Source organism: Aggregicoccus sp. 17bor-14 (assembly GCF_009659535.1).
Taxonomy (GTDB): Bacteria; Myxococcota; Myxococcia; order Myxococcales; family Myxococcaceae; genus Aggregicoccus.
In genome coordinates this window covers 120,128-144,623 of record NZ_VJZZ01000017.1, presented here as the reverse complement: position 1 = coordinate 144,623, position 24,496 = coordinate 120,128, and the positions used below count along the sequence as shown (strand labels likewise).

The 24,496-nt window shown below is 74.4% G+C and carries 23 protein-coding genes; 12 read left to right on the top strand and 11 right to left on the bottom strand.

Annotation, left to right across the window (positions count from 1 at the left end):
• Positions 1 to 238: 238 nt before the first annotated feature.
• The 3 genes from FGE12_RS26065 to FGE12_RS26055 all read right to left on the bottom strand — a co-directional run bounded on the left by FGE12_RS26065 (position 239) and on the right by FGE12_RS26055 (position 2,748).
• On the bottom strand, positions 239 to 853 hold the full coding sequence (locus FGE12_RS26065; RefSeq protein ID WP_153869313.1) for a YigZ family protein: 615 nt from the start codon (positions 851 to 853) through the stop codon (positions 239 to 241).
• 45 nt (positions 854 to 898) lie between these two features.
• Complete coding sequence (locus tag FGE12_RS26060) at positions 899 to 2,119, bottom strand: proline dehydrogenase family protein (protein ID WP_153869330.1); 1,221 nt, start codon at positions 2,117 to 2,119, stop codon at positions 899 to 901.
• A gap of 116 nt (positions 2,120 to 2,235) precedes the next feature.
• Positions 2,236 to 2,748, bottom strand: coding sequence for a TlpA disulfide reductase family protein (locus FGE12_RS26055; protein WP_370459154.1), 513 nt, complete (start codon positions 2,746 to 2,748; stop codon positions 2,236 to 2,238).
• Between the two features lie 66 nt (positions 2,749 to 2,814).
• Here FGE12_RS26055 and FGE12_RS26050 point away from each other — a divergent pair, with 66 nt between their 5' ends.
• Genes FGE12_RS26050 through FGE12_RS26035 form a run of 4 tightly spaced genes read left to right on the top strand, consistent with a single transcriptional unit; the run spans position 2,815 to position 7,151 of the window.
• Positions 2,815 to 4,245 carry a DNA-3-methyladenine glycosylase 2 gene (locus tag FGE12_RS26050; protein ID WP_153869312.1) on the top strand — a complete coding sequence of 477 codons (1,431 nt, stop codon included), beginning with the start codon at positions 2,815 to 2,817 and terminating at the stop codon, positions 4,243 to 4,245.
• The gene (locus FGE12_RS26045; protein WP_153869311.1) at positions 4,242 to 4,790 is read left to right on the top strand and encodes a methylated-DNA--[protein]-cysteine S-methyltransferase; all 549 of its coding nucleotides are present in this window, start codon (positions 4,242 to 4,244) and stop codon (positions 4,788 to 4,790) included. The genes FGE12_RS26050 and FGE12_RS26045 overlap by 4 nt, the downstream gene beginning before the upstream one ends.
• A gap of 35 nt (positions 4,791 to 4,825) precedes the next feature.
• On the top strand, positions 4,826 to 6,151 hold the full coding sequence (locus FGE12_RS26040; protein WP_153869310.1) for a cytochrome ubiquinol oxidase subunit I: 1,326 nt from the start codon (positions 4,826 to 4,828) through the stop codon (positions 6,149 to 6,151).
• Positions 6,138 to 7,151: a cytochrome d ubiquinol oxidase subunit II gene (locus FGE12_RS26035; protein WP_194798288.1), complete on the top strand. Its 1,014-nt coding sequence runs from the start codon at positions 6,138 to 6,140 to the stop codon at positions 7,149 to 7,151. The genes FGE12_RS26040 and FGE12_RS26035 overlap by 14 nt, the downstream gene beginning before the upstream one ends.
• A gap of 374 nt (positions 7,152 to 7,525) precedes the next feature.
• On the opposite strand, the gene FGE12_RS26030 is transcribed toward FGE12_RS26035, so the two are convergent.
• Both FGE12_RS26030 and FGE12_RS31080 read right to left on the bottom strand, forming a co-directional pair.
• Positions 7,526 to 8,803 (bottom strand): hypothetical protein, encoded by a 1,278-nt coding sequence (locus FGE12_RS26030; protein WP_153869309.1) that lies wholly within the window; start codon positions 8,801 to 8,803, stop codon positions 7,526 to 7,528.
• Positions 8,804 to 8,929: 126 nt separating this feature from the next.
• Positions 8,930 to 9,439, bottom strand: a complete 510-nt coding sequence (locus FGE12_RS31080; protein WP_153869308.1) for an FHA domain-containing protein — start codon at positions 9,437 to 9,439, stop codon at positions 8,930 to 8,932.
• A 191-nt stretch (positions 9,440 to 9,630) separates the two neighbouring features.
• Here FGE12_RS31080 and FGE12_RS26020 point away from each other — a divergent pair, with 191 nt between their 5' ends.
• From FGE12_RS26020 to FGE12_RS26010, 4 genes are all read left to right on the top strand, one after another.
• Positions 9,631 to 10,149, top strand: coding sequence for an RNA polymerase sigma factor (locus FGE12_RS26020; protein WP_153869307.1), 519 nt, complete (start codon positions 9,631 to 9,633; stop codon positions 10,147 to 10,149).
• Entirely contained in the window at positions 10,146 to 10,808 is a 663-nt protein-coding gene (locus FGE12_RS26015; protein WP_153869306.1) for a DUF1109 family protein, read from the top strand. Before FGE12_RS26020 ends, FGE12_RS26015 begins: the two co-directional genes overlap by 4 nt.
• 405 nt (positions 10,809 to 11,213) lie before the next feature.
• Positions 11,214 to 11,345, top strand: a complete 132-nt coding sequence (locus FGE12_RS30740) for a hypothetical protein (protein WP_255449953.1) — start codon at positions 11,214 to 11,216, stop codon at positions 11,343 to 11,345.
• A 76-nt stretch (positions 11,346 to 11,421) separates the two neighbouring features.
• On the top strand, positions 11,422 to 11,619 hold the full coding sequence (locus FGE12_RS26010; RefSeq protein ID WP_153869305.1) for a hypothetical protein: 198 nt from the start codon (positions 11,422 to 11,424) through the stop codon (positions 11,617 to 11,619).
• Between the two features lie 13 nt (positions 11,620 to 11,632).
• Here FGE12_RS26010 and FGE12_RS30505 read toward each other — a convergent pair whose 3' ends face one another.
• On the bottom strand, positions 11,633 to 11,917 hold the full coding sequence (locus tag FGE12_RS30505) for a LysR family transcriptional regulator (protein ID WP_194798287.1): 285 nt from the start codon (positions 11,915 to 11,917) through the stop codon (positions 11,633 to 11,635).
• Between the two features lie 93 nt (positions 11,918 to 12,010).
• On the opposite strand from FGE12_RS30505, the gene map reads away from it, so the two are divergent.
• Positions 12,011 to 12,772: a type I methionyl aminopeptidase gene (map, locus tag FGE12_RS26000; protein ID WP_153869304.1), complete on the top strand. Its 762-nt coding sequence runs from the start codon at positions 12,011 to 12,013 to the stop codon at positions 12,770 to 12,772.
• Between the two features lie 35 nt (positions 12,773 to 12,807).
• Positions 12,808 to 13,302 carry a cupin domain-containing protein gene (locus FGE12_RS25995; RefSeq protein WP_153869303.1) on the top strand — a complete coding sequence of 165 codons (495 nt, stop codon included), beginning with the start codon at positions 12,808 to 12,810 and terminating at the stop codon, positions 13,300 to 13,302.
• Positions 13,303 to 13,342: 40 nt separating this feature from the next.
• Here FGE12_RS25995 and arsJ read toward each other — a convergent pair whose 3' ends face one another.
• Both arsJ and FGE12_RS25985 read right to left on the bottom strand, forming a co-directional pair.
• Entirely contained in the window at positions 13,343 to 14,596 is a 1,254-nt protein-coding gene (arsJ, locus tag FGE12_RS25990) for an organoarsenical effux MFS transporter ArsJ (RefSeq protein ID WP_153869302.1), read from the bottom strand.
• Positions 14,597 to 14,659: 63 nt separating this feature from the next.
• Positions 14,660 to 16,105 (bottom strand): hypothetical protein, encoded by a 1,446-nt coding sequence (locus FGE12_RS25985; RefSeq protein ID WP_153869301.1) that lies wholly within the window; start codon positions 16,103 to 16,105, stop codon positions 14,660 to 14,662.
• 149 nt (positions 16,106 to 16,254) lie between these two features.
• On the opposite strand from FGE12_RS25985, the gene FGE12_RS25980 reads away from it, so the two are divergent.
• Positions 16,255 to 18,405 carry a biosynthetic peptidoglycan transglycosylase gene (locus FGE12_RS25980; RefSeq protein ID WP_153869300.1) on the top strand — a complete coding sequence of 717 codons (2,151 nt, stop codon included), beginning with the start codon at positions 16,255 to 16,257 and terminating at the stop codon, positions 18,403 to 18,405.
• A gap of 15 nt (positions 18,406 to 18,420) precedes the next feature.
• On the opposite strand, the gene FGE12_RS25975 is transcribed toward FGE12_RS25980, so the two are convergent.
• Both FGE12_RS25975 and FGE12_RS25970 read right to left on the bottom strand, forming a co-directional pair.
• On the bottom strand, positions 18,421 to 20,109 hold the full coding sequence (locus tag FGE12_RS25975) for a CotH kinase family protein (RefSeq protein WP_153869299.1): 1,689 nt from the start codon (positions 20,107 to 20,109) through the stop codon (positions 18,421 to 18,423).
• A gap of 105 nt (positions 20,110 to 20,214) precedes the next feature.
• A complete protein-coding gene (locus tag FGE12_RS25970; protein ID WP_153869298.1) occupies positions 20,215 to 21,393 on the bottom strand; it encodes a patatin-like phospholipase family protein in 1,179 nt (392 codons plus the stop codon).
• Positions 21,394 to 21,550: 157 nt separating this feature from the next.
• Between FGE12_RS25970 and FGE12_RS25965 the strand changes: the two genes are divergently transcribed.
• The gene (locus FGE12_RS25965) at positions 21,551 to 22,666 is read left to right on the top strand and encodes a toll/interleukin-1 receptor domain-containing protein (RefSeq protein WP_153869297.1); all 1,116 of its coding nucleotides are present in this window, start codon (positions 21,551 to 21,553) and stop codon (positions 22,664 to 22,666) included.
• Positions 22,667 to 22,719: 53 nt separating this feature from the next.
• Here FGE12_RS25965 and FGE12_RS25960 read toward each other — a convergent pair whose 3' ends face one another.
• Entirely contained in the window at positions 22,720 to 24,456 is a 1,737-nt protein-coding gene (locus FGE12_RS25960; RefSeq protein WP_153869296.1) for a cyclic nucleotide-binding domain-containing thioredoxin-disulfide reductase, read from the bottom strand.
• Between the last annotated feature and the right edge of the window lie 40 nt (positions 24,457 to 24,496).

The window sequence follows — 24,496 nt, the reverse complement described above, 5'->3', positions numbered from 1 at the left end:
CATCGAGCATGGCCTTGTACCCTCCATGCCCTTGCAACCCGCACGGGCCCAAGCCACGCTCCCGGCTGCTCCCTCCCACGCCTGCCCCTCACCCGTCGCGCGTCGACAGGTTTAAAGGGGTGCTCCCAGAGGGAGAGGGGACAGTGGGAGCTCCACGGTGAACTCGGCGCCCTGGCCCAGCGCGCTCTTCACGTGAATGCCGCCCCCGTGTGCCTCCACCAACTGCCGCGGCGCACCCCTACCCGTCGAGCACTTGCACCGCACCGTGCGTGAGGTCTCGCAGCGCCTGCTCCAGGGCCTCCACACCGGAGGCGGGCAGCTGCAGCGTGTACTGCACGCGCTCGGAGTAGGCCTCCTCCACCAGCGTCGCCTCGTGCGCGGGGAGCAGCCGGCGCACGCCGTCCACGTGCGCGTAGTCGAAGGCGAAGCGAAGCGTCACCGTGCGCACCTTCTCGCGCGTGGGGAGCTCCGCGAGCGCGAGCTGCACCCCTTGCGTGTAGGCGCGCACCAGGCCGCCCTTGCCCAGCAGCGTCCCGCCGAACCAGCGGGTCACCACCGCGGCCACGTCGCCCACGCCTCCGTGCAGCAGCGCATTGAGCATGGGCCGCCCCGCGGTGCCGTGGGGCTCGCCGTCGTCGCTCATCCCCACGTTGGCAGTGGAGCCCGGCGGTCCCACCACGAAGGCCCAGCAGTGGTGGCGCGCGTCGGGAAACTCCGCGCGGATGCGCTCCACGAAGGCGCGTGCCTCCTCGGCGCTCGCGACAGGCTCCAGCGTGGTGAGGAAGCGGCTCTTGAGCACCTCCTGCTCCACGCGGTGGGGGCCGGCGGGGATGCGGTAGCGCTCCTCGGACATCCGTCCCTCACCCCGCCCCTCTCCCAGAGGGAGAGGGAGGACACGCTACGCGCCCTGCTGCCGGCGGCGCTGCAGCTCGCGGCGCACGAGGCCGATCTCCCGGCCGCCCTGGCCGGCGATGGCGCTGTTCTCCTCGGCGCGGCGGATGAGGTAGGGCAGCACGCTGCGCACGGGGCCGTAGGGCAGGTACTTGGCCACGTGGTAGCCGGCGCGCGCGAGGTTGAAGGAGATGTTGTCGCTCATCCCGTACAGCTGGCTGAAGTACACGCGCTTGTCGTCCGGCGCGATGTGGCGGCGGGCCATCTCCGCGATGAGCAGCCGGCAGCTCGCCTCGTTGTGCGTGCCGGCGCACAGCGCGCTGCGGTCCAGGTGATCGAGGCACACCAGCATCGCCTCGTCGTAGGCCTTGTCGGTCGCGGCCTTGTCCGGGTGGATGGGGTCCGCGTAGCCGAAGGCCTTCGCGCGGTTGCGCTCCTTCTCCATGTACGCGCCGCGCACCAGCTTCGCGCCGAAGAAGTAGCCGCCGGCCTTCGCCCGCCCGAGCGCGGCCTTCAGGTTGCCGAGGCTCGCGGTGCGGTACATCTGGTACGTGTTGTAGACGATGGTGCGCTCGCGGTTGAAGCGCGCCATCGCCTCCTCGGCGAGCCCGTCGATGACGTCCTGGATCCAGGTCTCCTCGCCGTCGATGAAGATGCGCACCCCGAGCGCGTGGGCGCGCTCGCACAGCCCCAGCACGCGCGCGCGCACGCGCTCCCACTCGGCCTGCTCCTCGGCGCTGAGGCTCACGCGCGCGCCCAGCTTCTCCAGCAGGCTGAAGCGCGCGAGCCCCGTCACCTTGAACACCGAGAACGCGATGTGCGGGTGCTTCGCCGCCCACTCGATGGTGGCGAGCGTCTCCTTCGCGGTGGCCTCGAAGCCGGGCTCGCTCTTCTCGCCCTCCACGCTGTAGTCGAGGATGCTCTGCACGCCGTGCTGCGCGAGCGCCTCCACCGCGCCGTGGCACTCCTCGATGCTCTCGCCGCCGCAGAACTGGGCAAACACCGTGTGGCGCACCAGCGTGCTCATCCCCGGCACGCGCGCGCCCAGGAGCGCCCGCGTCGTGGCGATGCCCGCGCGCGCGAGCAGCGGCTGCTCGAGCAGGGAGAAGAAGAGCTGCGCCTTGCGCAGGCGCGCGTTGCTCTGCGACGCGAAGGCGACGCCCGTGTCCTCGAAGGAGATGGAGCGGGCGGGAGAGGGAGCGGAGGCCGGAGACGCGGAGGCGGGCATCGGAGTGGAGGAGTCCATGGCGGTGGGCGCGAGCGTGCTCCTATCGCCCCGCGTCCCCGGATGCCAGCGATGCGTGGCCGCAGCCGTTCACCTGCCCGCCCGCACCTCTGCCCACGTCAGAGCCACAGCCGCCACACCAGCCCCAGCGTCGTCGTGTAGCCCACGGCGGCGTGGCGCACCCGGCCGTCCTCCCCGAGGAAGAGCGTGGTGGGCAGGGCACTCACCCCGTAGGCCTCCTGCAGCGCGTCATCGCCGAGGCCCACTGCGCCCTGCACCTCCTGCTCGCGCACGAAGCGCCGCACCGCCTCCTCTCCCGGGTAGGCCACGGCGACCGAGACGACGTGCGCCCGCTCTCCCGCAAGGCGCTGCAGCCGGGCGAGGTTGGGCGTCTCGGCCTTGCAGACCGCGCACCAGGGCGCCCAGAAGGTGAGCACCACGGGCCGGCCGCGCAGCTGCGCGAGCGAGAGCGTGCCCCCGTCCAGCGTGCGCAGCGTGAACCCAGGCGCGCGCGTGCCCGAGGAGGGCAGGCCCCGCGTCTGCCACGCGCTCACCGCCACCACGGCGAGCAGCACGAGCAGCGCATCCAGCGCCCAGCGCCGCCACCGCCTCCTGCGCTCCGGCCTCTCCACCCCTGCCTCCCGTCTGCGTCCGAAAACGGCCAGCCCCTGTCCCCCGCGGCGCGTACTCTTGCACCCATGGAGCTGGACCCCGCCATCTGTGACCGCGCCCGCCTCGCCCGCGATGCGCGCTTCGACGGGCGCTTCTACATCGCCGTGCGCACCACCGGCATCTACTGCCGCCCGGTGTGCCCCGCCGTGAGCCCGCGGCGCGTGAACATCCTCTACTACCCCACGGCCGCGGCCGCCGCGGAGGCCGGCTACCGCCCCTGCCTGCGCTGCCGCCCGGAGGCCGCGCCGGGCACGCCGGCCTGGGAGGGCACCAGCGCCACCGTGCGCCGCGCACTGCGGCTCATCGGCGAGGGCGCGCTGGACACGGGCAGCGTGGAGGCGCTCGCGGCGAAGGTGGGCGTGGGGCCGCGCCACCTGCACCGGCTCTTCGTGGAGCACCTGGGCGCGAGCCCCGTGGGCGTCGCGCAGACGCGGCGGCTGCACTTCGCGAAGCGGCTGCTGGACGAGACGCAGCTCCCCATGGGCCAGGTGGCGGCGGCCTCGGGCTACGGCAGCGTGCGCCGCTTCAACGCGAGCTTCCTGCAGACCTACGGGCGCGCCCCCTCGCAGCTGCGGCGCAGCCGGCAGCGCGCGAGCGCGGAGCCGGACACCTACTGCCTGCGCCTCGCCTACCGCCCGCCCTACGACTGGGAGGGGCTGCTCGCCTTCCTCGCCCGGCGCGCGCTGCCCGGCGTGGAGACGGTGGACGCGGGCGTGTACCGGCGCACCATCCGCGTGGGCGGCCGCGGGGGCTGGTTCCAGGTTCGCCACCTGCCCGAGGCCGGCAGCCTGGAGCTCACCGTGCGCCACCCGGACGCGACGGTGCTCTACGAGGTGACGGCGCGCGTGCGCCAGCAGTTCGACCTCGGCCTGGACCCGGCGGTGGTGCGCGACGCGCTGGGCGCAGACCCCCTGCTCGCCCCCGCGCTCGCGCGCCGCCCCGGCCTGCGCATCCCGGGCGCCTTCGACCTCTTCGAGCTGCTGGTGCGCGCGGTGCTCGGGCAGCAGGTGAGCGTGGCCGCGGCGCGCACGCACGCAGGCCGCCTCGCGAGCGCCTACGGCGAGCCCTGCCCCGGGCCCGGCGGCCTCACCCACCTCTTTCCCACCCCCGAGGCCCTCGCGCAGGTCTCCCCCGCCTCGCTCCCGCTGCCGCGCGCACGGGGCGAGGCGCTGGTGCAACTGGCGCAGGCCGTGGCGCGCGGAGCGCTCGCGCTCGATGCGCCGGCGGAGGAGCTGCAGGTGCGGCTCGAGCGGCTGCCGGGCATCGGCCCGTGGACGGCCGCCTACGCGCTCTTGCGCGGGCTGGGCGAGCCGGATGCCTTCCCCGAGGGAGACCTCGTGCTGCGCCGCGTGGCCGGTGGCGCGTCCCCACTCACTGCCCGGGCCCTGCGCGAGCGCGCCGAGCGCTGGCGTCCCTGGCGCGGCTACGCTGCCCTCCTGCTCTGGAGCCTCGCATGACCGTCTTCACCTTCACGGACTCGCCCATCGGCCGGCTGCTGCTCGCGGCGGACGAGGCCGGCCTGAGCCACATCCAGTTCCCCGCGGGGCGCCACGCGCAGGAGCCCGAGCCGCAGTGGCGCGAGGAGCGCGCGCGCTTCAGCGAGGCGCTGCGCCAGCTGGAGGCCTACTTCGAGGGACGCCTGCGCGCGTTCACCCTCCCGCTCGCCCCCGAGGGCACCGCCTTCCAGAAGAGCGTGTGGGCGGCGCTGTGCACCATTCCGTACGGCGAGACGGTGAGCTACGGCGAGCTCGCGCGGCGCCTGGGCAAGCCGGGCGCCAGCCGCGCGGTGGGGCTCGCGAATGGGCGCAACCCGCTGCCCATCGTGGTGCCCTGCCACCGCGTGGTGGGCAGCGACGGCAGCCTCACGGGCTTCGGCGGCGGCCTGCCCACGAAGCGCCAGCTGCTGCGGCTCGAGGGCGCGCGCCTCGCCTGCCTCCTCGGCCCCGGCGATGGCATGCAGCAGGACCTCTTCACGGCCCCTGCGTCATTTCAGCGCAGCTAATTGCGCATCCACTGGCCATTAGTTATCCCGAGGGCATGACCGACCTCCTCTACGCCCGCGCGCAGATGGGCCTCTCGCTGGGCTTCCACATCGTGTTCGCGGCGGCGGGAGTCGCGCTGCCGCTCTTGATGGTGCTCAGCGACCTCGCCTACCGGCGCACGGGGGACGCGGACTACCGCCGGCTCTCGGCGCAGCTCGCGAAGGGCACCGCCATCCTCTTCGCGGTGGGGGCGGTGAGCGGCACGGTGCTCTCCTTCGAGCTGGGGCTCTTGTGGCCGCAGTTCATGGGGCGCTACGGCGAGGCGATCGGCCTCGCGTTCAGCCTGGAGGGCGTGGCCTTCTTCGTGGAGGCGCTGTTCCTCGGCATCTACCTGTACGGCCGCGAGCGGGTGAGCGCGAACCTGCACCTCTTCAGCGGCGTCATGGTGGCGCTCTCGGGCGCCTCGAGCGCCTTCTTCGTCACGCTGGTGAACGCCTTCATGAACAACCCGGCGGGCATCGTCCTCGGCGCGGACGGGCGGCTCCTCTCGGTGGCGCCGCTGCAGGCGATGTTCAGCCCCTCCTGGCCCACGCAGACGGCGCACGTGCTGCTCAGCTGCTACCAGGCGAGCGCCTTCGCCATGGCGGGCATCCACGCGTGGGCGCTCGCGCGGCACCCGGGCGAGGCCTTCCACCGCAAGGCCCTGCGCGTGGCGCTGCCGCTCGCGTGCGTGACGGCGCTCTTGCAGCCGGTGGTCGGAGACCTCTCGGCGAAGCACGTCGCGCGCCACCAGCCGGTGAAGCTCGCGGCGTTGGAGGGACAGTTCGAGACGGAGCGCGGCGCGCCCCTGCGCCTGGGTGGCGTGCCGGACGAGGCGGCGGGCACCACGCGCTGGGCGCTGGAGGTGCCGCGCGGGCTGTCCATCCTCGCCTTCGAGGACCCGGATGCGGAGGTGAAGGGCCTCGACGCCTTCCCGCGCGACGAGTGGCCGCGGGTGGCGAAGGTGCACCTGAGCTTCCAGGTGATGGTGGGCACGGGCTCGCTGATGGCGCTGCTCGCGGCGGCGAGCCTGTGGCGGCGCTGGCGCAAGAAGGCCTGGCCCGAGGGGCGCGGGTGGCTGCGCGCGTGGACGTGGGCGGGGCCGCTGGGGCTCGTGGCGCTGGAGGCCGGGTGGCTGGTGACGGAGTGGGGCCGCCAGCCCTGGGTGGTGCGCGGGGCCCTGCGCACGGTGGACGCGGTGACGCCGGTGCCCTACCTCGCCGCGCCCTTCTGGCTCTTCACCTTCGTGTACCTGTTCCTCGGCGCCACGGTGCTCTTCCTGCTCGGGCGCCAGGTGCGCAGCACGCTGCCCGGAAGCGAGGTGCCCCTTGCCCAGCACTGAGACGCTGCTCGCGCTCGCGATGCTCACCGCCTTCGTCCTCTACGCGCTGCTGGGCGGCGCGGACTTCGGCGGCGGGGTGTGGGACCTGCTCGCCAGCGGCCCTCGCAAGGAGGCACAGCGCGCGCTCATCGCGCGGGCCATCGGGCCGGTGTGGGAGGTCAACCACGTGTGGCTCATCGCCGGCGTGGTGCTGCTCTTCAGTGCGTTCCCGCGCGCCTTCGCCGCGCTCTCGGTGGCGCTGCACGTGCCGCTCACGCTGCTCTTGATTGGCATCGTGCTGCGCGGCAGCGCCTTCACCTTCCGCGCCTACGACGCGCGCGGGGACGCGGTGCAGCGGCGCTGGGGACGGATGTTCAGCACGGCGAGCGTGATTGCGCCCGCGCTGCTGGGCATGTGCGTGGGGGCGGTGGCCTCGGGAGGCATCCGGCTGCGCGAGGGAATCGTGGTGAGCGGCTTCTTCGCCGCGTGGACGAGCCCCTTCGCGCTCGCCACCGGCGCGCTCGCGCTCGCGCTCTTCGCCTTCCTCGCCGCGGTGTACCTGAGCGCGGAGGCGGAGGAGCCGGCGCTCGCGGAGGACTTCCGACGGCGCGCGCTCGCGAGCGGGGCCGCGCTGTTCGTCGCTGCCTTCGCCGTGCTGCTGCTCGCGCGCACCGGGGCGCCGCGGCTGTGGGCGGGGCTGGTGCACGCGCCCTTCGCGCTCGCGCTGCACGCGGCGACGGCGGTGGCGGCGCTCGCGGCGTTCGGGCTGCTGCTGCGGCGGCGCTTCCACGCGGCGCGCGCGGCCGCAGCGGCGCAGGGCGCGCTCATCGTGGTGGGGTGGGCGGCCTCGCAGCATCCGTACCTCGTGGAGGGCGCGCTCACGCTGCAGGAGGCGGCCGCGGGCGAGGCCACGCAGCGCGCGCTGCTGTGGGTGCTGCTCGCGGCGGTGCTCGTCACCCTGCCCTGCCTGCTGCTGCTCTACCGCGTCTTCGGGCGCGGGGCGCTGCGCGGCATGGGCTGAACGACGTGCCTGCCTGCTCTGCCCGTGCATCGCACGACAGTGCAGGCGCGCGAGAAGACAGTGGGCGGATGTGCGCGCCGTCCCCAACCTTTTCGCCGCGCGCGTGTGTGTCCGCGCTCAGGAGGTCACGATGACGTCCACGTCTCCACCGTTGCTCCCCCCTGCGCTCTGGGTGTTGCCCGCTTCGCTGCTCGCAGCGGCCATCGCAGGCGCCTGCCTCGGTCACTCCGAGACACGCGCCGCCTCTGCACCTTCGTCCAACCCGCCCGCAGCGACCCAGGTCGCCCACTGAGAAGAGGAGCGGCGGCGGACGAAGCCGCGTGAAAGCCCCCTCTCCCCTTGGGAGAGGGACGGGGTGCGGGATGGACGCGACCCTACTGCGCCCCACTCCCTCCATCGGCCCCATCGCTGCGAGAGCCCACCGGCCATCGCTCCACCTTCGTCAGCGCGGGGTCCTTCAGCGCCTTCTTCAGTTCCTCCGCCGCCTCCGGCCCGCGGTGGAGCGCCGCATCGAGGAAGCGCAGGGAGAGCTGCACCGAGGCCGCATAGCCCCGCGCCCCCTGCCCCTTCCCTCCGGCCCCGAGCGCCGGCACCACGCCCGACGCCGCGCCCACGCTGCCGAAGTCCATGTGGCGCATCCCTCCCACGCGCGCGAGCGTGCGCTCGCTGCCCACGAGCGAGCGCAGCAGGGTGAAGTCCGGCTGCACCACCTCGTCGCCCTGCTGGTACAGGTGCAGCACGGGGACGCTGAAGCGCGCGGGCTGGAAGCCCTCGAGCCCCCTCAGCCAGTCCTTCCCGCTCGCGTTCGCGATGCCGCCATCCAGGCTCACCAGCGCCGCCGGGTGCAGGTCCTCGCGCAGCGCGAGGAGGAAGGCCGCGCGCGCGCCGAAGCTGTGGCCCACGAGTGCGACGCCCGCCTCCGGGTCCACGGGCGCCGCACCCGCGCGCAGCGCCGAGAGCGCGAAGGCGAGGTCCGCGGCCTGCGCCTTCGCGGCGGGCAGCACCTCGGCGTCGCTCTTCATGGGCCCGGTGAGGCGCATGGGCGAGGGCGTCGTCGCCACGAGGTAGCCGTGGCTCGCGAGGTACTCGCACAGCACCACCTGGTCCTGCGCGGACTGGAAGTTGCCCTGCGCCACCAGCACGAGGGGAAAGCGCCCCGGGGCCACGGGGGCATCGCGCCGGCCCGCGAGCGGCGCGTTCATCCAGGTGGCCGCGGCGGAGGCCGGGATGCCGTTACTCGTGAGCAGCGTGCGGTAGGCCGCGAGCGCCTTGCGCTCGGCGGCCGCGTCCGCCTTCTCCGGGTGCTGCTCTCGCCCGCTCAAGCCCACGAGGTCGCCGTAGTGCAGCGCGCGCCCGCCGTGCGCGGGCAGCGCCGTGGGGTACCAGAGGCCTACCTGGAGCGGGCGCGCGCCGGCGCCCCCGGGCAGCGGGCGCGCGGGGTCGCGCAGCGCGAGCGAGCGGAAGCCCACTCCGTAGCGCCCGGGCACGAGCGCGCCCCACAGCGGCGGCGGCTTGGGGGCGGAAGCGGAGGAGGAGAGGGGCGCAGCCGCAGGAGCCGGCGGAGGGGCCCGCTGGCGCGCGGCGGCCTGCATCGGTACCGCGAGGAGGGCGAGGCCGCACAGCGGCAGCAGCCGGGCACAGAGGCGTCTCATGGGGACACTCCGGGCGCATGGGGAGCAGCGCCTGACAGTCCCTATAGCGCGCACGCCCGATGCCCGGCGCCAGCGGCCCGGGCGTGACGCCCGGCGGCTGACACACGGGGCCCGGCGGGCTGCCCCCTAGCGCTTGAGCTTGCGCTCGAGGTGCCTGACGAGCCCCTCAGGGGTGAGGAAGAGCAGGCTCACCGCGCCGAAGCGCAGGGGCGTGCCGTCCTCGAGCGGGGTGGTGGTGCGCGGGGCGAGGCGCACCTCGCGCACGAAGGTGCCGTTCTGGCTCTCCGCGTCCTCCACGCGCCAGCCGCCGGTGCGCTCGTCCTTGCTCAGCACGGCGTGGAAGCGGCTCACGGTGGCGTCGTAGAGGACCACGTCGTTGTTCGCGGTGCGCCCCACCGTGATGCCGAAGCCCAGCGCGTTGAGCGCGCTCTTGCCCTTCTGCACCTCGAGGAGGAGCGGGTCGCCCACCTCCGGGCGCTGGGGCAGGCCGCCGGCGTGGGTGCTCCAGGTGAGCTCCTCGCCCGGGCCCGCGGCGTCCGCCGTCTCCCAGAGCAGCGCGGGCACGGTCCACTGCCTGCGAAACCCCTGCGGGTCGGCGAGGAACTGGGCAGCGGCGACGGCGAGCTTGGTGGGCACGGCGCGGGATCCTCCCCTCTGCGGGCCGGATGTTCAACCAGAGCCTGCGGGTGCGACACCTGCCCCTGCGTGCAGGGCCGGAGCGCTGGCGGCCCGGGCGGAGCCGTGCTCTGACGGGGTGCGTAACCGCGCTGGCCTGAAGGGCGTACTGAGGTACGACGGTGCAACGGGACGACTCGGACGAAGGGCTGATGCAGCGCTTTATCGACGGAGATGCGGCAGCATTCGACGTGCTCTTCGAGCGCTACGCAGCCCCCCTGCACGGCTACCTCTGGCGGCTGCTCGGCGACCGGGCGCTGGTGGAGGACCTCACCCAGGCCACCTTCCTCTCGCTGGTGCGCGCGCGCGGGCGCTTCCGCCCGGGCTCGCGCTTCCGGCCCTGGCTCTACGCCATCGCGACGAACGCCGCGCGAGACCACCTGCGCCGCGGCCACGAGCGGCTTACGGCGAGCGGCGAGCTGCCACAGGAGCTGGCGGCCGAGGAGGCGCCGGTGCAGGACGCGCCCCTGCAGGCCGCGGTACAGAAGGCGCTCGCGCAGCTGCCGGAGAGCTGGCGCACCGTGGTGGTGATGCACCGCTTCGAGGAGCTGCCGCTGGCGGAGATCGCCGAGATTCTGGGCACCACCGAGGGCGCGGTGAAGGTTCGCGCACACCGCGGCTACGAGCGGCTGCGCGAGCTGCTGGGCGGCGTCTGGGAGGAGATGCGATGAGCGCGCCCCTGCCGCCTCCGCCTCCGCGCAGTGAGGCGCTCAAGCGCGCCCATGCGCTCGCCCGCGAGGAGCTGCGCACGCGGCCACGCGCGCGGCGCTGGTGGTGGAGCGCGCTGGGGCTCGTGGCGTTGAACCTCGCGGTGGGGGTGGGCAGCGCGGTGATGCTGCTCACCCAGCGCCTGAGCACGCACGGGCATCCCACAGCCACCTCCGCGCTGTGGGCAGTGGGGCTGGTGCTGCTCGCGCTGCTGTCTGCGGGGCCGCTGCTCGCCTTCGCGCCGTCGCGGCGCTTCGCACTGGGGGCGGGGCTGGTGCTCGCGCTCGCGGCCGGCGCGGGCGTGGTGCTCGGGGGAAGCGGGAGCGCGGACTCGCGGCCCTTCGCGGTGGCCGGCGTGGGCTGCATGGGCGCGGAGGTGCTGCTCTCGCTCCTGCCCTTCGCCGCGACGCTGTGGCTGCTCACCGCGCTGCCCGCGCGGCCGCTGCGCACGCTGCTCGCGACGCTGAGTGCCGCGGCCGCGGGGCTGCTCGGCCTGCACCTCTCGTGTCCCGTGGGCACGGTGAGCCACCTGCTCGGCTTCCACGTGCTGCCGTGGGTCGCGCTCGGCGCGCTCGCGGTGCTGCTGCGCGCGAAGCTGCGCACGCGTTCGTACGCGCCGTAGACGCCCTCCTCACTTCGAGCTCACGCTGAACGAAGGGAGCGAAGCCGTCCCCTCTCCCCCTGGGAGAGGGTCGGGGTGAGGGATGAGGCTGGTACGGACCGGAGACATGGGTACGGCCATCCATGATGGGACCGTGATGATTCCCAGCATTCCACCGCGCCATGTTGCTCCCGCGAAGCACCCACCGCGGGAGAGGAACGATGAGGCAGAGGCCCGCCGCAGGTACGCCCCAAGACCGAGGCCATTCTGATGCTGACCTACGGGCAGGCGATCCTTTCGATGTTCACCGCCGCGCTGCTCGTTGGAGCGTGCGCCCACCGCAAGACTGAGGACGCTTGTGGTCCATGCCCGACTGGCCAGGAGTGCATCTCGTACGGCTCCATCATGGGGCCGGTCTCGACATGCATGTACCCCTGTACTTCGCCCGCCGAGTGCCCGAGCGGCTACTGCTGCAACTCCGGGTGGGTGATCGACGACGGGCCCAACAACGTGTGCCTCCCGGATGGATCGAGCATGTGCCTGGCGCCCGGCGAGTAGTCCTGGGTTTGGAAGCGCCGGACACTGCTTCGCTCCTGGTGAAGGCCATCCGGGACTCGAAGTGACAGCGAGCGGAGTGCTGCTCGACGAGTTCGTCAGCTGGGATAGGCGCTGGTATCAGCGCGCTTCACCCTTCGACCATCTTCTCTTGCCCTCATGGGATGGGCGCGAGGCCGTCATGCTGCTGAAGGACGTGCACTTCGAGCTACGAGCGATCGTCCTGGGCAGCGGTACTGCTCGTATTACTGTCGACGATCCTGCGGACAAGCCGTGACGAGCAAAGCCGCTCACGCGCCTCCGTTGCCGGACGGCGTCCCTGCGACCTTCACTTCCCGCACCGCGACATCCACTTGCTCGAGGATGCGCTTTGCGTGGGCGAGGAAGCGCTCACCTGCGGGCAGCAGGCGCATGCCGCGCGGGGTGCGCTCGAAGAGGCGCGCGCCCAGTTCGTCCTCGAGCGCGAGGATGTGCCGGCTGAGCGGCGGCTGGGTGAGGTGCAGCCGGCGGGCGGCGCGCCCCACGTGGCCCTCCTCGGCCACGGCGACGAAGGACTGGATGTGCGTGAGGCTCACGGTGCCGGCGAGTCTACCGCACGCGTCCCCTCCCCGCGCGATGCCGAACGAGCATTGGACCCTCGGAAGCCCCGCCTGGCAGCTTGCCCGCCCATGGGCATCCCTCTCTTCAACGGTGACGCCGTCGAGCGCCTGCGCGAGGCAGGCCGCGCGGCCTCGGGCACCCTCGCGCACGTCGCCGCGCGGCTCGCTCTGGGCGTGAGCACGGCGGACATCGACCGCTGGGTGCGCGCGGACACGGCGGCGCGCGGCGGCACCCCGAGCCAGCTCGGCTACCACGGCTTTCCCGCGGCGGTGTGTACCAGCCGCAACCAGGTCGTCTGCCACGGCGTCCCGCGCGAGGACGAGCGCCTCAAGCCCGGAGACCTGGTGAACGTGGACGTCACCACCTGCCTCGAGGGCTTCCACGGCGACACTTCGGCCACCTTCCTCATCGGCGAGGCGAGCGCGGACGCGCGCCACGTGGTGGACGTGGCGCGCCGCTGCCGGGACGCGGGCATCTCGGTCATCCGCCACGGCGCGCGGCTCGGGGACATCGGCGCGGCGATCGAGGCGCTCGCGCGCGCCGAGGGCTGCAGCGTGGTGCGCGAGTACGGCGGCCACGGCATCGGCCGCGCGATGCACGGGCCGCCGCACGTCTCGCACGTGGGCACGCGGGGCACGGGGCTCGTGCTCAAGGCCGGCATGGTGCTCACGGTGGAGCCGATGGTGAACCTGGGCCGCCCGGAGATACGGCTCCTGCCGGACGGCTGGACGGTGGTGACGGCGGACGGGAGCCTCTCCGCGCAGTTCGAGCACACGGTGCTCGTCACGCGCGAGGGCTTCGAGGTCCTCACACCCCTGCCCTCCGCATAGACTCCTGCCCGTCACCCAGACGGAGGGAGCGCCGCATGTCCGAAGCGACGAAGAAGCCCCACGTGCTGCACGTAAAGGACCGCGGGCCGGAGGAGAGCTTCAGCCATCCCTACGGCACGCGCTCGAAGGTGAGCGGCACCTCGCTCTCGGATGCGACGGGGCTGCAGCGCATCGGGGTGCACCTGCTGCGCATCGCGCCGGGCCACGAGGCCTTCGCGTACCACTCGCACCAGACCGAGGAGGAGTGGCTCTACATCCTCTCGGGCCGCGGCGTCGCGGTGGTGGATGGCCAGGAGCACGAGGTCGGCCCCGGAGACTTCATGGGCTTTCCCACGCCCTCGGTGGCGCACGTGCTGCGCAACCCCTTCTCCGAGGAGCTCGTGTACCTCGCGGGCGGCGAGCGGCACGCGTCCGAAGTCGCCGACTTCCCCGAGCAGAAGAAGCGCATGGTGCGCGTGGGCGGGAAGGTCGCGGTGTACCCGCTCGAGTCCGGCGAGAACCCCTTCCCCGGGATGCTGGAGAAGCTCTAGGCGCGCGGGACGCAGACTCCTGCGCCACGGCGCCTGGCCCTCAGTCGCCGCCCGCCTCCACCTCCAGCCCCGGCGCGAGCGCGGGCGCCCGCCCCTGCGGCAGGCGCAGCGAGAGCGCCGCCGTGGCGAGCGCGAACGCGAGCGACGCCCAGAGGCAGCCCTGCACGCCCCACAGCTGGAAGGTGAGCCCCGAGAGCAGCGTGCCCACGAGCCGGCCGCCCGCATTGGCCATGTAGTAGAAGCCCACGTTCAGCGCGACCTTGTCCCCTTCCGAGTACGCGAGGATGAGGTAGCTGTGCACGGAGGAGTTGAGGGCGAAGACGACGCCGAAGAGGCCGAGCCCCACGCCGAGCACGAGCCCAGGCGAGGCGCCCGCGCGAAGTGACAGCGCCACGCCCCCCATCACTCCCGCGAGCAGCAGCGCGAGCACCCTCGCACTGCGGCCCCCGGGTGCACCGCCCCCGGTGAAGCCGCGCAGCAGCGCGGGCGCGAGCGACTGCACCGCGCCGTAGCCCACCACCCAGAGCGCGAGGAAGCTGCCCACCTCGGTGAAGCCCCAGCCCAGGGCCTCTGCGAGGAACACCGGCACGCCGACGACGAACCACACGTCACGCGCGCCGAAGAGGAAGAAGCGCGCGGCGGAGAGCACGTTCACCTCGGGGCTCCTGGACAGCAGTCCCCGGAAGGCCGGCTTCACCTTCGCACGGCCCAGCTCACCCGGGAGCGCGAGCTGCACCATCAGCCACGCGGCCGCGAGCGCCGCGGCCATCGCCCACAGCGCGCCCTCGAAGCCGAGCAGCGAGAGCAGGAGGCCGCCGAGGAAGAAGCCCACCCCCTTGAGCGCGTTCTTCGAGCCGGTGAGCAGGGCCACCCACTTGAAGAGCGCACCGCCTGCGTCCGGGGGCACGAGCACCTTGAGAGAGCTCTTGGCGCTCATCTTCGTCAGGTCCTTCGCCACGCCGCTGAGCGCCTGCGTGCCCATCACGTACGCGACCGAGAGCCCCACCGCCCACCCCGCGCCCACGAGCGAGAGCAGTCCCAGCGCCACCGCCTGCAGCGCGAGCCCCGCGCTGAGCGTCACCTTGAGCCCCGTGCGCGCGGCAATCCAGCCGCCCAGCAGGTTCGTCACCACGCCGCACAGCTCGTAGAGGACGAAGAGGAAGGCGAGCTGCACGGCGCCGTAGCCGCGCGCGTGGAAGTGCAGCAGCACCAGCATGCGCAGCGCGCCGTCGGTGAGCGTGAAGGCCCAGTAGGCGAGCGTGACGAGGGCGTAGTGGCGGACGGCGGCGGACATCGCGGGCCCCGAGCGTACCGCGCGCCCGGCGCCTGCGGGGTCACACCGACGTGACGTGGCCTCTCAGGGCGCGAGCCGCACGAGGAAGCCGTCCCAGAACACCGGCGTGAGCATGCCGGTGCCGAAGTCCGTGCGCCGCTCGAACTGGCCGCCCACCAGCGCGCTGCCGTCCGCGAGCACCGTGAGCGCGCGGATGCCCTGCCAGAAGCGCGCGGGGTCCTCGGTGGGAAAGAGGTGCGCGAAGCGCGGTGCGCCCCCGGGCCCCAGCGCCACCACCACCGGGTGGTTGCCCTCGAGCCCGGGCCCGACCGGCCCCGTGCCGAAGTCCGTGCCCGCCGGCGCGAGCCCGCCGAGCAAGAGCGTGCCCTCCCGCGCGGCGAGGGAGTCCAGCTGCGCGCCGGGGTAGTGACCCACGAGCTTCTCCTGCTGCCCGTCCGCCCGCACGCGCACCACCACCGCCTCCGCGTCCTTCAGCGGCAGCGCCTGTCCCGCCCACCGCACACTGCCCGTGAGGCTGCCCTCCGCCACCACGCTGCCCTCCCAGAAGGCCACCGCCTGCAGGCTGCCCTGCGCGTCGGGGCCGAGGTCTCGGCGCCAGCGCTCGGCGCCCTCCGGAGAGAGGCGCACCAGCACCGGGCTCGCGACGGCGTCCTCGCGCTCGGGGTCCTCGGGGAAGAGCCGCGTGAGGCGCTGGCCCACCGCCGCGAGCTCGCCGGTGGCGTCCACCGCGAGCGCGAGCAGCTGCAGGCTCACCGGGGCGAGCGCCTGCGCGGCCGTGCCGGGTTGTGCGGGCACGGCGTGCAGCCACTCCAGCGCGCCGTCCTCCGCGCGAAAGCGCGCGAGGAAGGGCCCGGGCTCGCGCAGCACCACGCCGCCGCCGAAGTCCGCGCTCCCCTCCTCCAGCTGCCCCAGCACCACCAGGGCCTCGGCCCCGGGCAGGAGCACGAGAGCGCGCAGCCGCACCCCGGCGGGCAGCGCGCGGCTCCACGCGTGCGCCCCGTCTGGCCCGAGGCGCGCGAGCGCGGCGCCCGTGAGCGCGCCGCCGCCCAGGTCCAGCCGCCCCTGCACCTCGGTGGCGAGGAAGCGGTCTCCGGCCGGGGACACGGCGAGGTGCGTCCAGTGCGAGGCGAGCCCGCCCGGCTGCTCCGGCTGCACGGCGAAGGCGCGGCGCGAGAGGCGCTCGCCCTGCGGCCCCAGCCGCTCGAGCACCAGCTGCGCGCTCATCTCGGCGCCGGCGAAGGTGCTCGTGGAGCCGAGCACGTGCAGCGAGCCCGAGGCGTCCGTGCCCACCGCGTCCACGCTGCTCGTGCCCTGGTGCGCTCCGGCCTCCGGCGCGCGCTGCTGGGCCCACAGGGTGCGCCCGGGCGCGGAGGCGGGGGGGCTCGAGGCGGCCGGCGCCTCGGAGGTGGTTCCGTCGGCGGGAGCGCCGGGCTCAGCCCCCGGCCCACATGCCGCCAGCACGCAGAGCAGGAGAACGCCCCCGCCCACCCGCACGCTCCGCCCTCCCATGCCTGCGCCTCCCGGTGCCACGAAGGGCGAAAAGGTCTCCACGGAAGCGTTGGCTGGCAAGCGCTGTGCGCCCGTGAGCCTGCCTGCCTGCCCTCGCCCGCACTCGGACGTGGGCGCCCGGGAGCCTTCACGCTATAGGCCGCCTTCCCATGCCCGACGCGCCCCTCCCGCCTCCGCGCCGCAGCCGCCGGCTCCTGCGCCGGCTCGCGCTCGCCGCCGCGCTCTTGCTGCTGCTCGCCTGCGCGGCGCTGCTCGCGGGCCGCGCCGCGCTGCGCAGCGAGGCGGTGCGCGCGCGGGTGCTCGCCGAGGTGCGCCCCCGGCTCGAGGAGCGCCTGGGCCCGGTGACGCTGGGGCCGCAGGTGCACCTGGGCTGGCGCGGGCAGGTGCGGCTGGGCCCGCTGGAGGTGGCGGCCTCGCGGCCCGGCCTGCCGCCCGTGCTGCGGGTGGAGGAGCTGGGCGCGGCGCTTCGGCTCTCGGCGCTCGCGCGCGGGCGGCTCGAGGTGAAGCGGGTGGAGCTGGGCGGCGTGCAGGTGGAGGCGGGCGAGGACGGGCGCGAGCTGCGCACGCTGCTGCAGCGGCTGCGCGGACCGAAGCGCGATGCGCACTCGAAGCGCCCCGGCGCCGAGGCCCCGCCCCCCACGCCCCGCCTCACCTTCGAGGACGTGCACCTGGCCGGCACCCACGGCGGGCGGCGCCTCGCGCTGGGGCCCCTGGGCGGACACCTGCAGCTCACGCGCGACGGGGACACGCAGAACATCGACGCGAAGCTGGACCTGCCGGGCGGCGGCGAGGCGCAGGTGCAGCTGGTGCGGCAGGGCGAGCACCTGCCCACGGGCACCGTGCGCGTGGAGGACGCGTCGCTCGCGGCGCTGCTCTCGGGGGTGCTCGAGCCCGCAGGGCCCGCGGCGGCCGAGAAGGTCCCCCCGGCGGAGAAGCCCGCGGCGAACGCGAAGCCGGCCCTTGCCTCCGGGAAGGCGGCGCCGGAGGAGGATGCGCCCGCGCAGGCGGAGGCGGAGGCGGAGGCCGAGGCGGACGCAGAGCCCGCGGCGGGGCGAGGGCTGCAGCTGCAGGGCGGCGCGCTGAACCTCTCGCTGGAGCTGGTGGAGGGCGGCAGCGTGCGCTTCGAGGGGAGCGTCGCGGAGCTCACCGTGCAGCACCCGCGGCTCGCCGAAGGGCCGGTGGGGCCCTTCAAGGTGCAGGCGCAGGGGCAGCTCGCGCTCTCGGTCGCGCGCCGGCAGGTGCGGCTGCAGGAGCTGCAGCTCGCGGTGGGCGAGCGGGGCGAGGCGCGGGTGGGGCTCGCGGGCGAGGCGGACCTCTCGCGCGCGGGCAGCTTCGACGTGCGCGCGCGCGTGGAGGAGCTGCCCTACCAGGCGGCGGTGGACGCGCTGCCGGAGGCCTTCCGGCCGGGGCCCGAGGCCGAGCGGCTCGAGGGCGAGTTCGGCGCGCAGCTGCAGCTGGCGGGGCCCGTGTGGCAGCGCGAGGGGTGGCGGCTCACCGGGAAGCTGGATCTCTCGGGGCTGCGGCGCGCGGCCGGGGGCAGCGGCAAGAACGCGCTCGCGCTGCAGGGACCCTTCGGCTACCGGCCGCTCACGGCGGAGGGGCGCGGGCGCGAGCTGCGGGTGGGGCCGGAGAACCCGGACTTCGTGCCCCTCACCGAGGTGCCCCCGCTGCTGGTGCGCGCGGTGCTCCTGAGCGAGGACTCGTTCTTCTTCAGCCACCGCGGCTTCGACTTCGAGTCGCTCGGCGGCAACCTCTTCGCCCCGGCGAGCGAGGACGGCGGCGTGGTGCGCGGCGGCTCCACCATCTCGCAGCAGCTGGCGAAGAACCTCTTCCTCAACCGCGAGAAGACCTACGCGCGCAAGGTGCGCGAGGCCTTCCTCACGCTGGGGCTGGAGGCGAGCCTGAGCAAGGCGCGCGAGCTGGAGATCTACCTCAACATCATCGAGTGGGGCCCCGGCCTCTACGGGCTCGGCGAGGCGGCGCACCACTACTTCGGCAAGGACCCGCGCACGCTCAACGTGAAGGAGGTGGCCTTCCTCGCCACCATCATCCCCAACCCCGTGCGCTACCACGTCTACTGCGCGCGCGGCGCCCTCACGGAGGTCTGGGAGCGGCGCGTGGGCGACCTGCTGCAGAAGATGCACGACGCGGGCGACCTCAGCGACGCGCAGCTCGCCGAGGCGCAAGGCACGCAGCTTCACTTCACCCACGGCGGGGCGCGCCCGCCGGACGCACCCGTGGTCCCCGTCTTCATCCCCCTGCCGGGCGCTGCCGCCGCACCGCCCCCCGCAGGAGGCTGAAGTCCCCGCGGCCGCCTACGGCACTCCGCCACTCTGCAGGCTGCCCCAGCGCGCGTGCACCCAGTCGCGCACGTACTGCACCTCGCCCTCGTAGGTGTTGAAGTCGGTGCGCTCGTGCCACTTGGGGAAGTTGCCGTAGCCGATGTCGTAGGGCTGCAGCGTGGGGTCGCCGAAGTGGTGGTACCACTCCTGCCACGCCGCCCAGTCCTTGCGCGCGGAAGGAGCCGTCTCCTTCACGTACTGGTCGATGAGCCCCTGCACCACGCTCTCGCTCAGCTGCGTGCGCAGCAGGGTGCGGTACCGCTCGCGCATGGGCCCCGCGATGCTGGGCTCCTGCAGCATCTTGCGGAAGAGCAGGTTGTCGCCCTCGAAGGTGAGGCGCGCGGTAGGACCGATGCGCGTGGTGTCGAAGTTCTGCCCGAAGGTCGCATCCAGGTCCCAGGGGATGTAGCGCCAGGGGCCGCCCGCCTTCGGGTCGTAGGCGTGGTAGCTGTTCTTCGCCATCGAGTCGGTGCCCACGATGAGCGTGTTGAAGATCCACCAGTCCGCGTAGTCCTGGGCGTTCAGCTTCTGCGCGAAGCCCGTGCGGAAGGTGCCCGCGTCCGCGTCGCTCACCCAGGCGACGAGCCCGTCGTAGGTGGCCCAGGCGCCGGCACCCTCCGAGCCCTCCTTCTTCTCGACGTCCTCGTGCAGGCTGTCCTTGGGCGTGCCGTCCTGGCGCAGGCGGCTGAAGTTCGCGTTCTCCAGCACCGCCTTGAAGAGGTCCGAGTCCTTGTCCATCCCCACGCCTTGCAGCATCCGCTTGTCCACGTGGTCCGCCACGGTGAACAGGCCCTTGTAGCTGCCGTTCATGTAGAGCACGGCGCTGTAGGTGTGGATCTGCACGTGCTCGGGCGACATGCGGTTCCACAGGTCGAAGGCGAGCCGCGAGCGCAGGTACGAGTTCTCGTTGAACGTGGTGACCAGCACCACGCGCTTGCGGTCGGTGAAGCCGTCGCCGAACACCGGCTCGTTGAAGAGGTCTCCATCCGGGAACTTCAGCGTGAGGCTGCGCTTGGGGAAGGTGCTGCTGGTGGCGCCGCGGTACTGGGCCTCGGCCGTGTAGCGATGGCCGCGGTACACCACCTGCACCGGGCGGTAGCCGCCGGCGCTCAGGCCCGTGGCGGCGTCGAAGAAGAGGTGCACCACCGGCAGGCCGAGCTCCTCGGTGTACGTCATCGGGTCCGCGACCTTCGCGCCTCCGTTGTCCGCCACCCCGACCTTGAGCGTCCCCGTCTCGCCGGTGCTCTCCTCGCGCAGGGTGAGCAGGTACACCGCGGCCTGGTCGCGCGTGGGCGTCCAGTGCAGCGTCGCGCTCGCCGCATCCCAGGTGGCACCCGCGGGCAGGTGGGTGATGGAGAAGCGAACGGCCGCGCCCGTGAGGCCCGTCGCGCAGCTGACGGTGGCGCTCACCGGCTCGCCCTCGAGCACCCAGCGCGCCTCGCCCGCGGTGGGGTCACAGCGGTGCGCCTCCTCCACGGGCCCCGCATCCGGAGGCCCCCCGTCCGGCGTCTGCTGCCCGGACCCGGCATCCGGCGCGGAGGGAGCCGCGGGCGTCGGGGGCACGTCGCCTCCGGTGTGCACCCCCCCGCCGCCTCCGCACGCCGCGGCCGCGCTCGCGAGCACCGCCGCCCCCACCACGTTCCTCAGCCACCGCGCACCCATCCCCGACCTCCTCCGTCCTACCCACTGCGCCCCCAGGGGTAAGCACTGCCCTGCCCACCTGGCAGCCATGCATCCCCGGTGCCCTGTCCGCCCCCGAACGCGCGCCTACGCGACCCATCCGCGATCACGCTCGCCTGCCTGCTCGCGGACGTGCGCTCCGAGAAATCCCGAGAGGTGCTCGCGGTGCACCTGCCGCGCCGCGGCTGCCCCCACCTGCTGCAGGGCCTGCAGCTGGTCCACCGCGTCCAGGCGCTGCAGCCGCTTCGACTCGAGCGCCCCCAGCCCCAGCGCCTGCAGCCCGGCGGGCGAGAGGTCCGCGTCGTAGCGCACGTAGGTGAAGAGCCGCTCGGGCAGCGGGCCCGGCGCACCCGGAGGCTCCACGAGACTGCCCAGCTCCCGGTCCAGGGGCGCGCCGTGGCGGCAGCGGCCCAGCACGCGGCAGAGCAGGTCCTGCTCCACGGAGGCCGCGCGCAGCAGCGCCTGGGGCACCTGCGCTGCGTGGTGCAGCAGGTGCATCCGCAGGGGCGAGAGCGCGGGGTCCAGGGCGCGCGCACCGCCCGTGCCCACGGACACGAGCAGGAGCCGCTCCTCGCCCGTGGGCCAGCCCACGCGGTAGGCGGGCAGCGTGGCGAGGAGGAAGAGCAGCAGCGCGGGGTTGTTGTACGCGCTCACCCCGCCGTCCACGAAGAGCCGCGCCTGCCTCCCCACGCGCAGCCACTGCGGCGCGAAGTAGGTGGGCGCCGCGCAGCTCGCGCGCACCAGCTGCCACAAGGGAAGGCGCAGGCCGCAGTCCTCGCGCTCCGGCGCGTTGTAGAGCGCGCGCGGGTGGTTCGTGAGGGGCCAGGGCGAGTCGGTGCCGGCGCTGCGCAGCACCAGGGCGAGCAGCGTGCGCAGCCGCGCGTCCCCCAGCTGCGTGTCGCGGCCGAAGGTCTCCTGCAGCAGCGCCGCGAGCGGCTCCTCGCGAAAGCGGTACCAGAGCCTGCGCCACAGGGGCGCGCGGCGGAACAACTCCGGGCCGTGCGCGAGGTAGAGCGCGCGCACGCGCTCCACCGGCATGCCCCACGAGAGGCAGGTGGCGATGAGCGCGCCCGTGCTCGTGCCGGCGATGAAGTCGAACCAGTCCGCGAGCACGAGCCGCGGCCGACCCAGCGCCGCGCGCAGCTCCGCCTCCAGCTGCGCGAGGGGCCCCAGCGCCACGAGCCCGCGCAGGCCGCCCCCGTCCAGCGCGAGCAGCCGCCGCGCGCGCGCCCTCCCCTCCCCGCTCTCCCCACCGAAGCTCCCCATGGTGCCGTGCACCCTGCGCCCGCGGTCTGACACGCGCGCGCTTCGCCAACGCGCAGCGATGTCAGGCCCCGCTGGCACCGTGGCCGCAGCGTGCCCCCGTGAGCCACGGAAGGTGCGGACGCGTGCGCGCAGGGGAGAGAGCGAGGGGAGCGGAGCGATGTCGAGGCTGAGCGCACGCAGACTGCAGCAGGCACCGGTGCGGGCGGACGGCGCGTGGGCCACGGCCGCGGGCCTGCAGCCGTGGCCGTCGCTGCGCACGCGCGTCGCGCTGGTGGGCGGCAGCCGGCGGCCCGAGGTGTGCGCCTTCGCACGCGCACTGGGGGAAGCGCTCGCGCGCGCGGGCTTCGAGCTCTCGGCGCCGGGCACCTGCGCGAGCGTGGGGCTCGCGGCGGCGGCGGGCTTCCACCGGCTGTGCCCCGAGCCGGAGCGGCTGCGGCTCGTGATGCCGCTGCGCTCGGGCGGCGCGCGCGGCCCCGCGCTGGGCACGGTGGTGCACGCGGGGGCGGGCGCGGCCGAGGTGCGCGCGCGGCTGCTCGAGGGCGTGGGCGCGCTGGTGCTGGTGGGCGGCAGCGCGGGCTGCCGCGCGGAGCTGCGCGAGGCGCGGGCGCGCGGGCTGCCGGTGCTCGCGGTGCCGGGGACGGGCGGGCTCGCGGACGCGTGGCCCGAGGTGGCCGAGCCCCTGCGGCCGCTGCCGCTCGCGAGCGCCGGCGCGGCGCTGCAGGTGGTGGGGGCGCTGCACGTGCAGCTGGCGCGCGCGCTCGCGCGGGGCGGCACTCCCCCCGAGGCGGCGGCCCCTGCGGCGCAGCGCCCGCTGCGGCTCTTCTACAGCTACGCGCACGAGGACCGGAAGGCGCGCGCGGTGCTCAACAAGCACCTGCACATCCTCGAGCGCGAGGGGATGCTCACGGGCTGGCACGACGGGGACATCGGCGCGGGGCGCGAGTGGGACCGCACCATCCGCGAGCAGCTCGCGCGCGCGGACGTCGTCCTGCTGCTGGTGAGCGTGCACTTCATCGCCTCGAGCTACTGCGCGGAGGTGGAGGTGGCGCAGGCGATGGCGCGCCACGCGGCCGGGGAGGCGCGGGTCATCCCGGTCATCCTCGGCGCGGTGGACTGGAGCCGGCAGCCCTACGCGCGGCTGCAGGCGCTGCCCGCGGGCGGGCGCCCCGTGCGCGAGTGGAGCAGCCGCGAGCGCGCGTGGGCGGACGTCGCGCGAGGCATCCGCCGCGCCCTCGACGAGCTGCGCGCCGCGCCCTCGAGAGAGAAGCGCTGAGGAACGAGGGCGAAGGTGTCCCCTCTCCCTCTGGGAGAGGGGAAGGCGCCCTCTCACGCGTGCTGCACGGCCTCCGCGCCCCCACCTACCCGCGCCCCCCGCGCCTCCATCGCGTGCGCGAGGTACGCGTGCACCTGCGCCACCACCGCGGCCCCCTCACCAATCGCCCCGCCCACCCGCTTCACCGAGCCCGAGCGCACGTCCCCCACGGCGAACACGCCGGGCACGCTGGACTCGAGCGGCAGCGGCAAGCGCTCCTGCCACGGCGCATCCTCTCCGAGCGCCTCGGCCCCCGTGCGCACGAAGCCCTTCGCATCCAGCTTCACGCCGCAGCCCGTGAGCCACTCGGTCGCCGGGTCCGCGCCGATGAACAGGAAGAGGTGGCGCACGTCGTGGTCCACCTCCCTTCCCGTGGGCCGGTGCCGCACCCGCACGCGCTGCAGCCCTGCGGCGCGCGAGCCCTCCAGCGCCACCACCTCGGTCTCCAGCTGCAGCTCGATGCGGGGCGAGGCCGTCATGCGCTCGATGAGGTAGCTGGACATGCTCTCGGCGAGGCCGGGCCCGCGCACCAGCACGCGCACGCGGCGCGCGTGGCCCGCGAGGAACACCGCGGCCTGGCCGGCGGAGTTGCCGCCGCCCACCAGCAGCACCTCCTCGCCGCCGCACATGCGGCCCTCGATGGGGCTGGCCCAGTAGGAGACGCCGCGGCCCTCGAACTGATTCAGGTTCGCGAGCGCGGGGCGGCGGTAGCTCGCGCCGCTGGCCACCACCACGCTGCGCGCGCGCACGCGCCGCCCGTCCGCGAGCTCGAGCAGGAGCGGGCGCCCGGGCGCCTCGCAGCGCAGGCGAGCCACGCGCGTGGGGATGGCCATCTCGGCCCCGAACTTCTGCGCCTGCACGTACGCGCGCCCCGCGAGCGCCTGGCCGGAGATGCCGGTGGGGAAGCCCAGGTAGTTCTCGATGCGCGCGCTCGCGCCGGCCTGGCCGCCGAAGGCGTGCGCGTCCAGCACCAGCACGCGCAGGCCCTCGCTCGCGGCGTACACCGCGGTGGCGAGCCCGCCGGGCCCCGCGCCCACCACGGCCACGTCGTAGAGCGTGTCGGGCGCCTCGTCCGCGAGCATCCCCAGGGCGTGCGCGAGCTGCTCCTCGGAGGGGTTCTTGAGCACGCTGCCATTGGGCAGCACCGCGAGCGGCAGCTCGCGCTCGCGCCAGCAGTAGCGCGAGAGCAGCGCCTGCGCGTCCGGGTCGCTCGCCGGGTCCAGCACCGAGTAGGGGTGTCCGTTGCGCGCGAGGAAGCCCTGCAGCCGCACGGTGTCCGCGTCATCCGGCGGGCCCACGAGGATGGGGCCGCCCGCGCCCGTCTCGATGAGCCCCACGCGCCGCAGGATGAGCGCGCGCATGATGCGCTCGCCCAGCTCCGCCTCCGCCACCAGCAGGGCGCGCAGGCGCTCGGGCGGGATGAGCAGCGCCTCCACGTCCCCCACCGCGTCGATGTCCACCAGCGCGGGGCGGCCAGAGAGCTGCCCCACCTCCGCGAAGAAGGAGCCGGGCCCCTGCTCCACGATGGGGCGCGAGTGGCCCAGCCCGTCGCGCCGCGTGGCCTGCGCGCTGCCGCGCAGGATGACGTGCATGCCGGGCCCCGCCACCCCGGCCTCCACCATCCGCTCCCCGTCCCGGAAGTGCACCACCTGGCCGAAGCGCGTCAGCCGCTCGCGGTCCGGCTCGCTGAGGGTGGGGAACATCTGCGCGCGGCGCGACTCGAGATCCCGGGGGAGCGGAGGAGAGGCCATGGGCCCCTCATGCACCCATCCGGGGCGCGGGGGAACTGCC

Bases quoted from the DNA above. Each gene is read 5' to 3' on its own strand.
- FGE12_RS25965 (WP_153869297.1), top strand. From the start codon at position 21,551: ATGTCGAGGCTGAGCGCACGCAGACTGCAGCAGGCACCGGTGCGGGCG.
- arsJ (WP_153869302.1), bottom strand. From the start codon at position 14,596: ATGTCCGCCGCCGTCCGCCACTACGCCCTCGTCACGCTCGCCTACTGG.
- FGE12_RS25980 (WP_153869300.1), top strand. From the start codon at position 16,255: ATGCCCGACGCGCCCCTCCCGCCTCCGCGCCGCAGCCGCCGGCTCCTG.
- FGE12_RS25975 (WP_153869299.1), bottom strand. From the start codon at position 20,109: ATGGGTGCGCGGTGGCTGAGGAACGTGGTGGGGGCGGCGGTGCTCGCG.
- FGE12_RS26040 (WP_153869310.1), top strand. From the start codon at position 4,826: ATGACCGACCTCCTCTACGCCCGCGCGCAGATGGGCCTCTCGCTGGGC.
- FGE12_RS25970 (WP_153869298.1), bottom strand. From the start codon at position 21,393: ATGGGGAGCTTCGGTGGGGAGAGCGGGGAGGGGAGGGCGCGCGCGCGG.
- FGE12_RS25960 (WP_153869296.1), bottom strand. From the start codon at position 24,456: ATGGCCTCTCCTCCGCTCCCCCGGGATCTCGAGTCGCGCCGCGCGCAG.
- FGE12_RS30740 (WP_255449953.1), top strand. From the start codon at position 11,214: ATGTACCCCTGTACTTCGCCCGCCGAGTGCCCGAGCGGCTACTGCTGC.
- FGE12_RS26030 (WP_153869309.1), bottom strand. From the start codon at position 8,803: ATGAGACGCCTCTGTGCCCGGCTGCTGCCGCTGTGCGGCCTCGCCCTC.
- FGE12_RS26020 (WP_153869307.1), top strand. From the start codon at position 9,631: ATGCAGCGCTTTATCGACGGAGATGCGGCAGCATTCGACGTGCTCTTC.
- map (WP_153869304.1), top strand. From the start codon at position 12,011: ATGGGCATCCCTCTCTTCAACGGTGACGCCGTCGAGCGCCTGCGCGAG.
- FGE12_RS26015 (WP_153869306.1), top strand. From the start codon at position 10,146: ATGAGCGCGCCCCTGCCGCCTCCGCCTCCGCGCAGTGAGGCGCTCAAG.
- FGE12_RS26060 (WP_153869330.1), bottom strand. From the start codon at position 2,119: ATGCCCGCCTCCGCGTCTCCGGCCTCCGCTCCCTCTCCCGCCCGCTCC.
- FGE12_RS25995 (WP_153869303.1), top strand. From the start codon at position 12,808: ATGTCCGAAGCGACGAAGAAGCCCCACGTGCTGCACGTAAAGGACCGC.
- FGE12_RS26050 (WP_153869312.1), top strand. From the start codon at position 2,815: ATGGAGCTGGACCCCGCCATCTGTGACCGCGCCCGCCTCGCCCGCGAT.
- FGE12_RS25985 (WP_153869301.1), bottom strand. From the start codon at position 16,105: ATGGGAGGGCGGAGCGTGCGGGTGGGCGGGGGCGTTCTCCTGCTCTGC.
- FGE12_RS26065 (WP_153869313.1), bottom strand. From the start codon at position 853: ATGTCCGAGGAGCGCTACCGCATCCCCGCCGGCCCCCACCGCGTGGAG.
- FGE12_RS26045 (WP_153869311.1), top strand. From the start codon at position 4,242: ATGACCGTCTTCACCTTCACGGACTCGCCCATCGGCCGGCTGCTGCTC.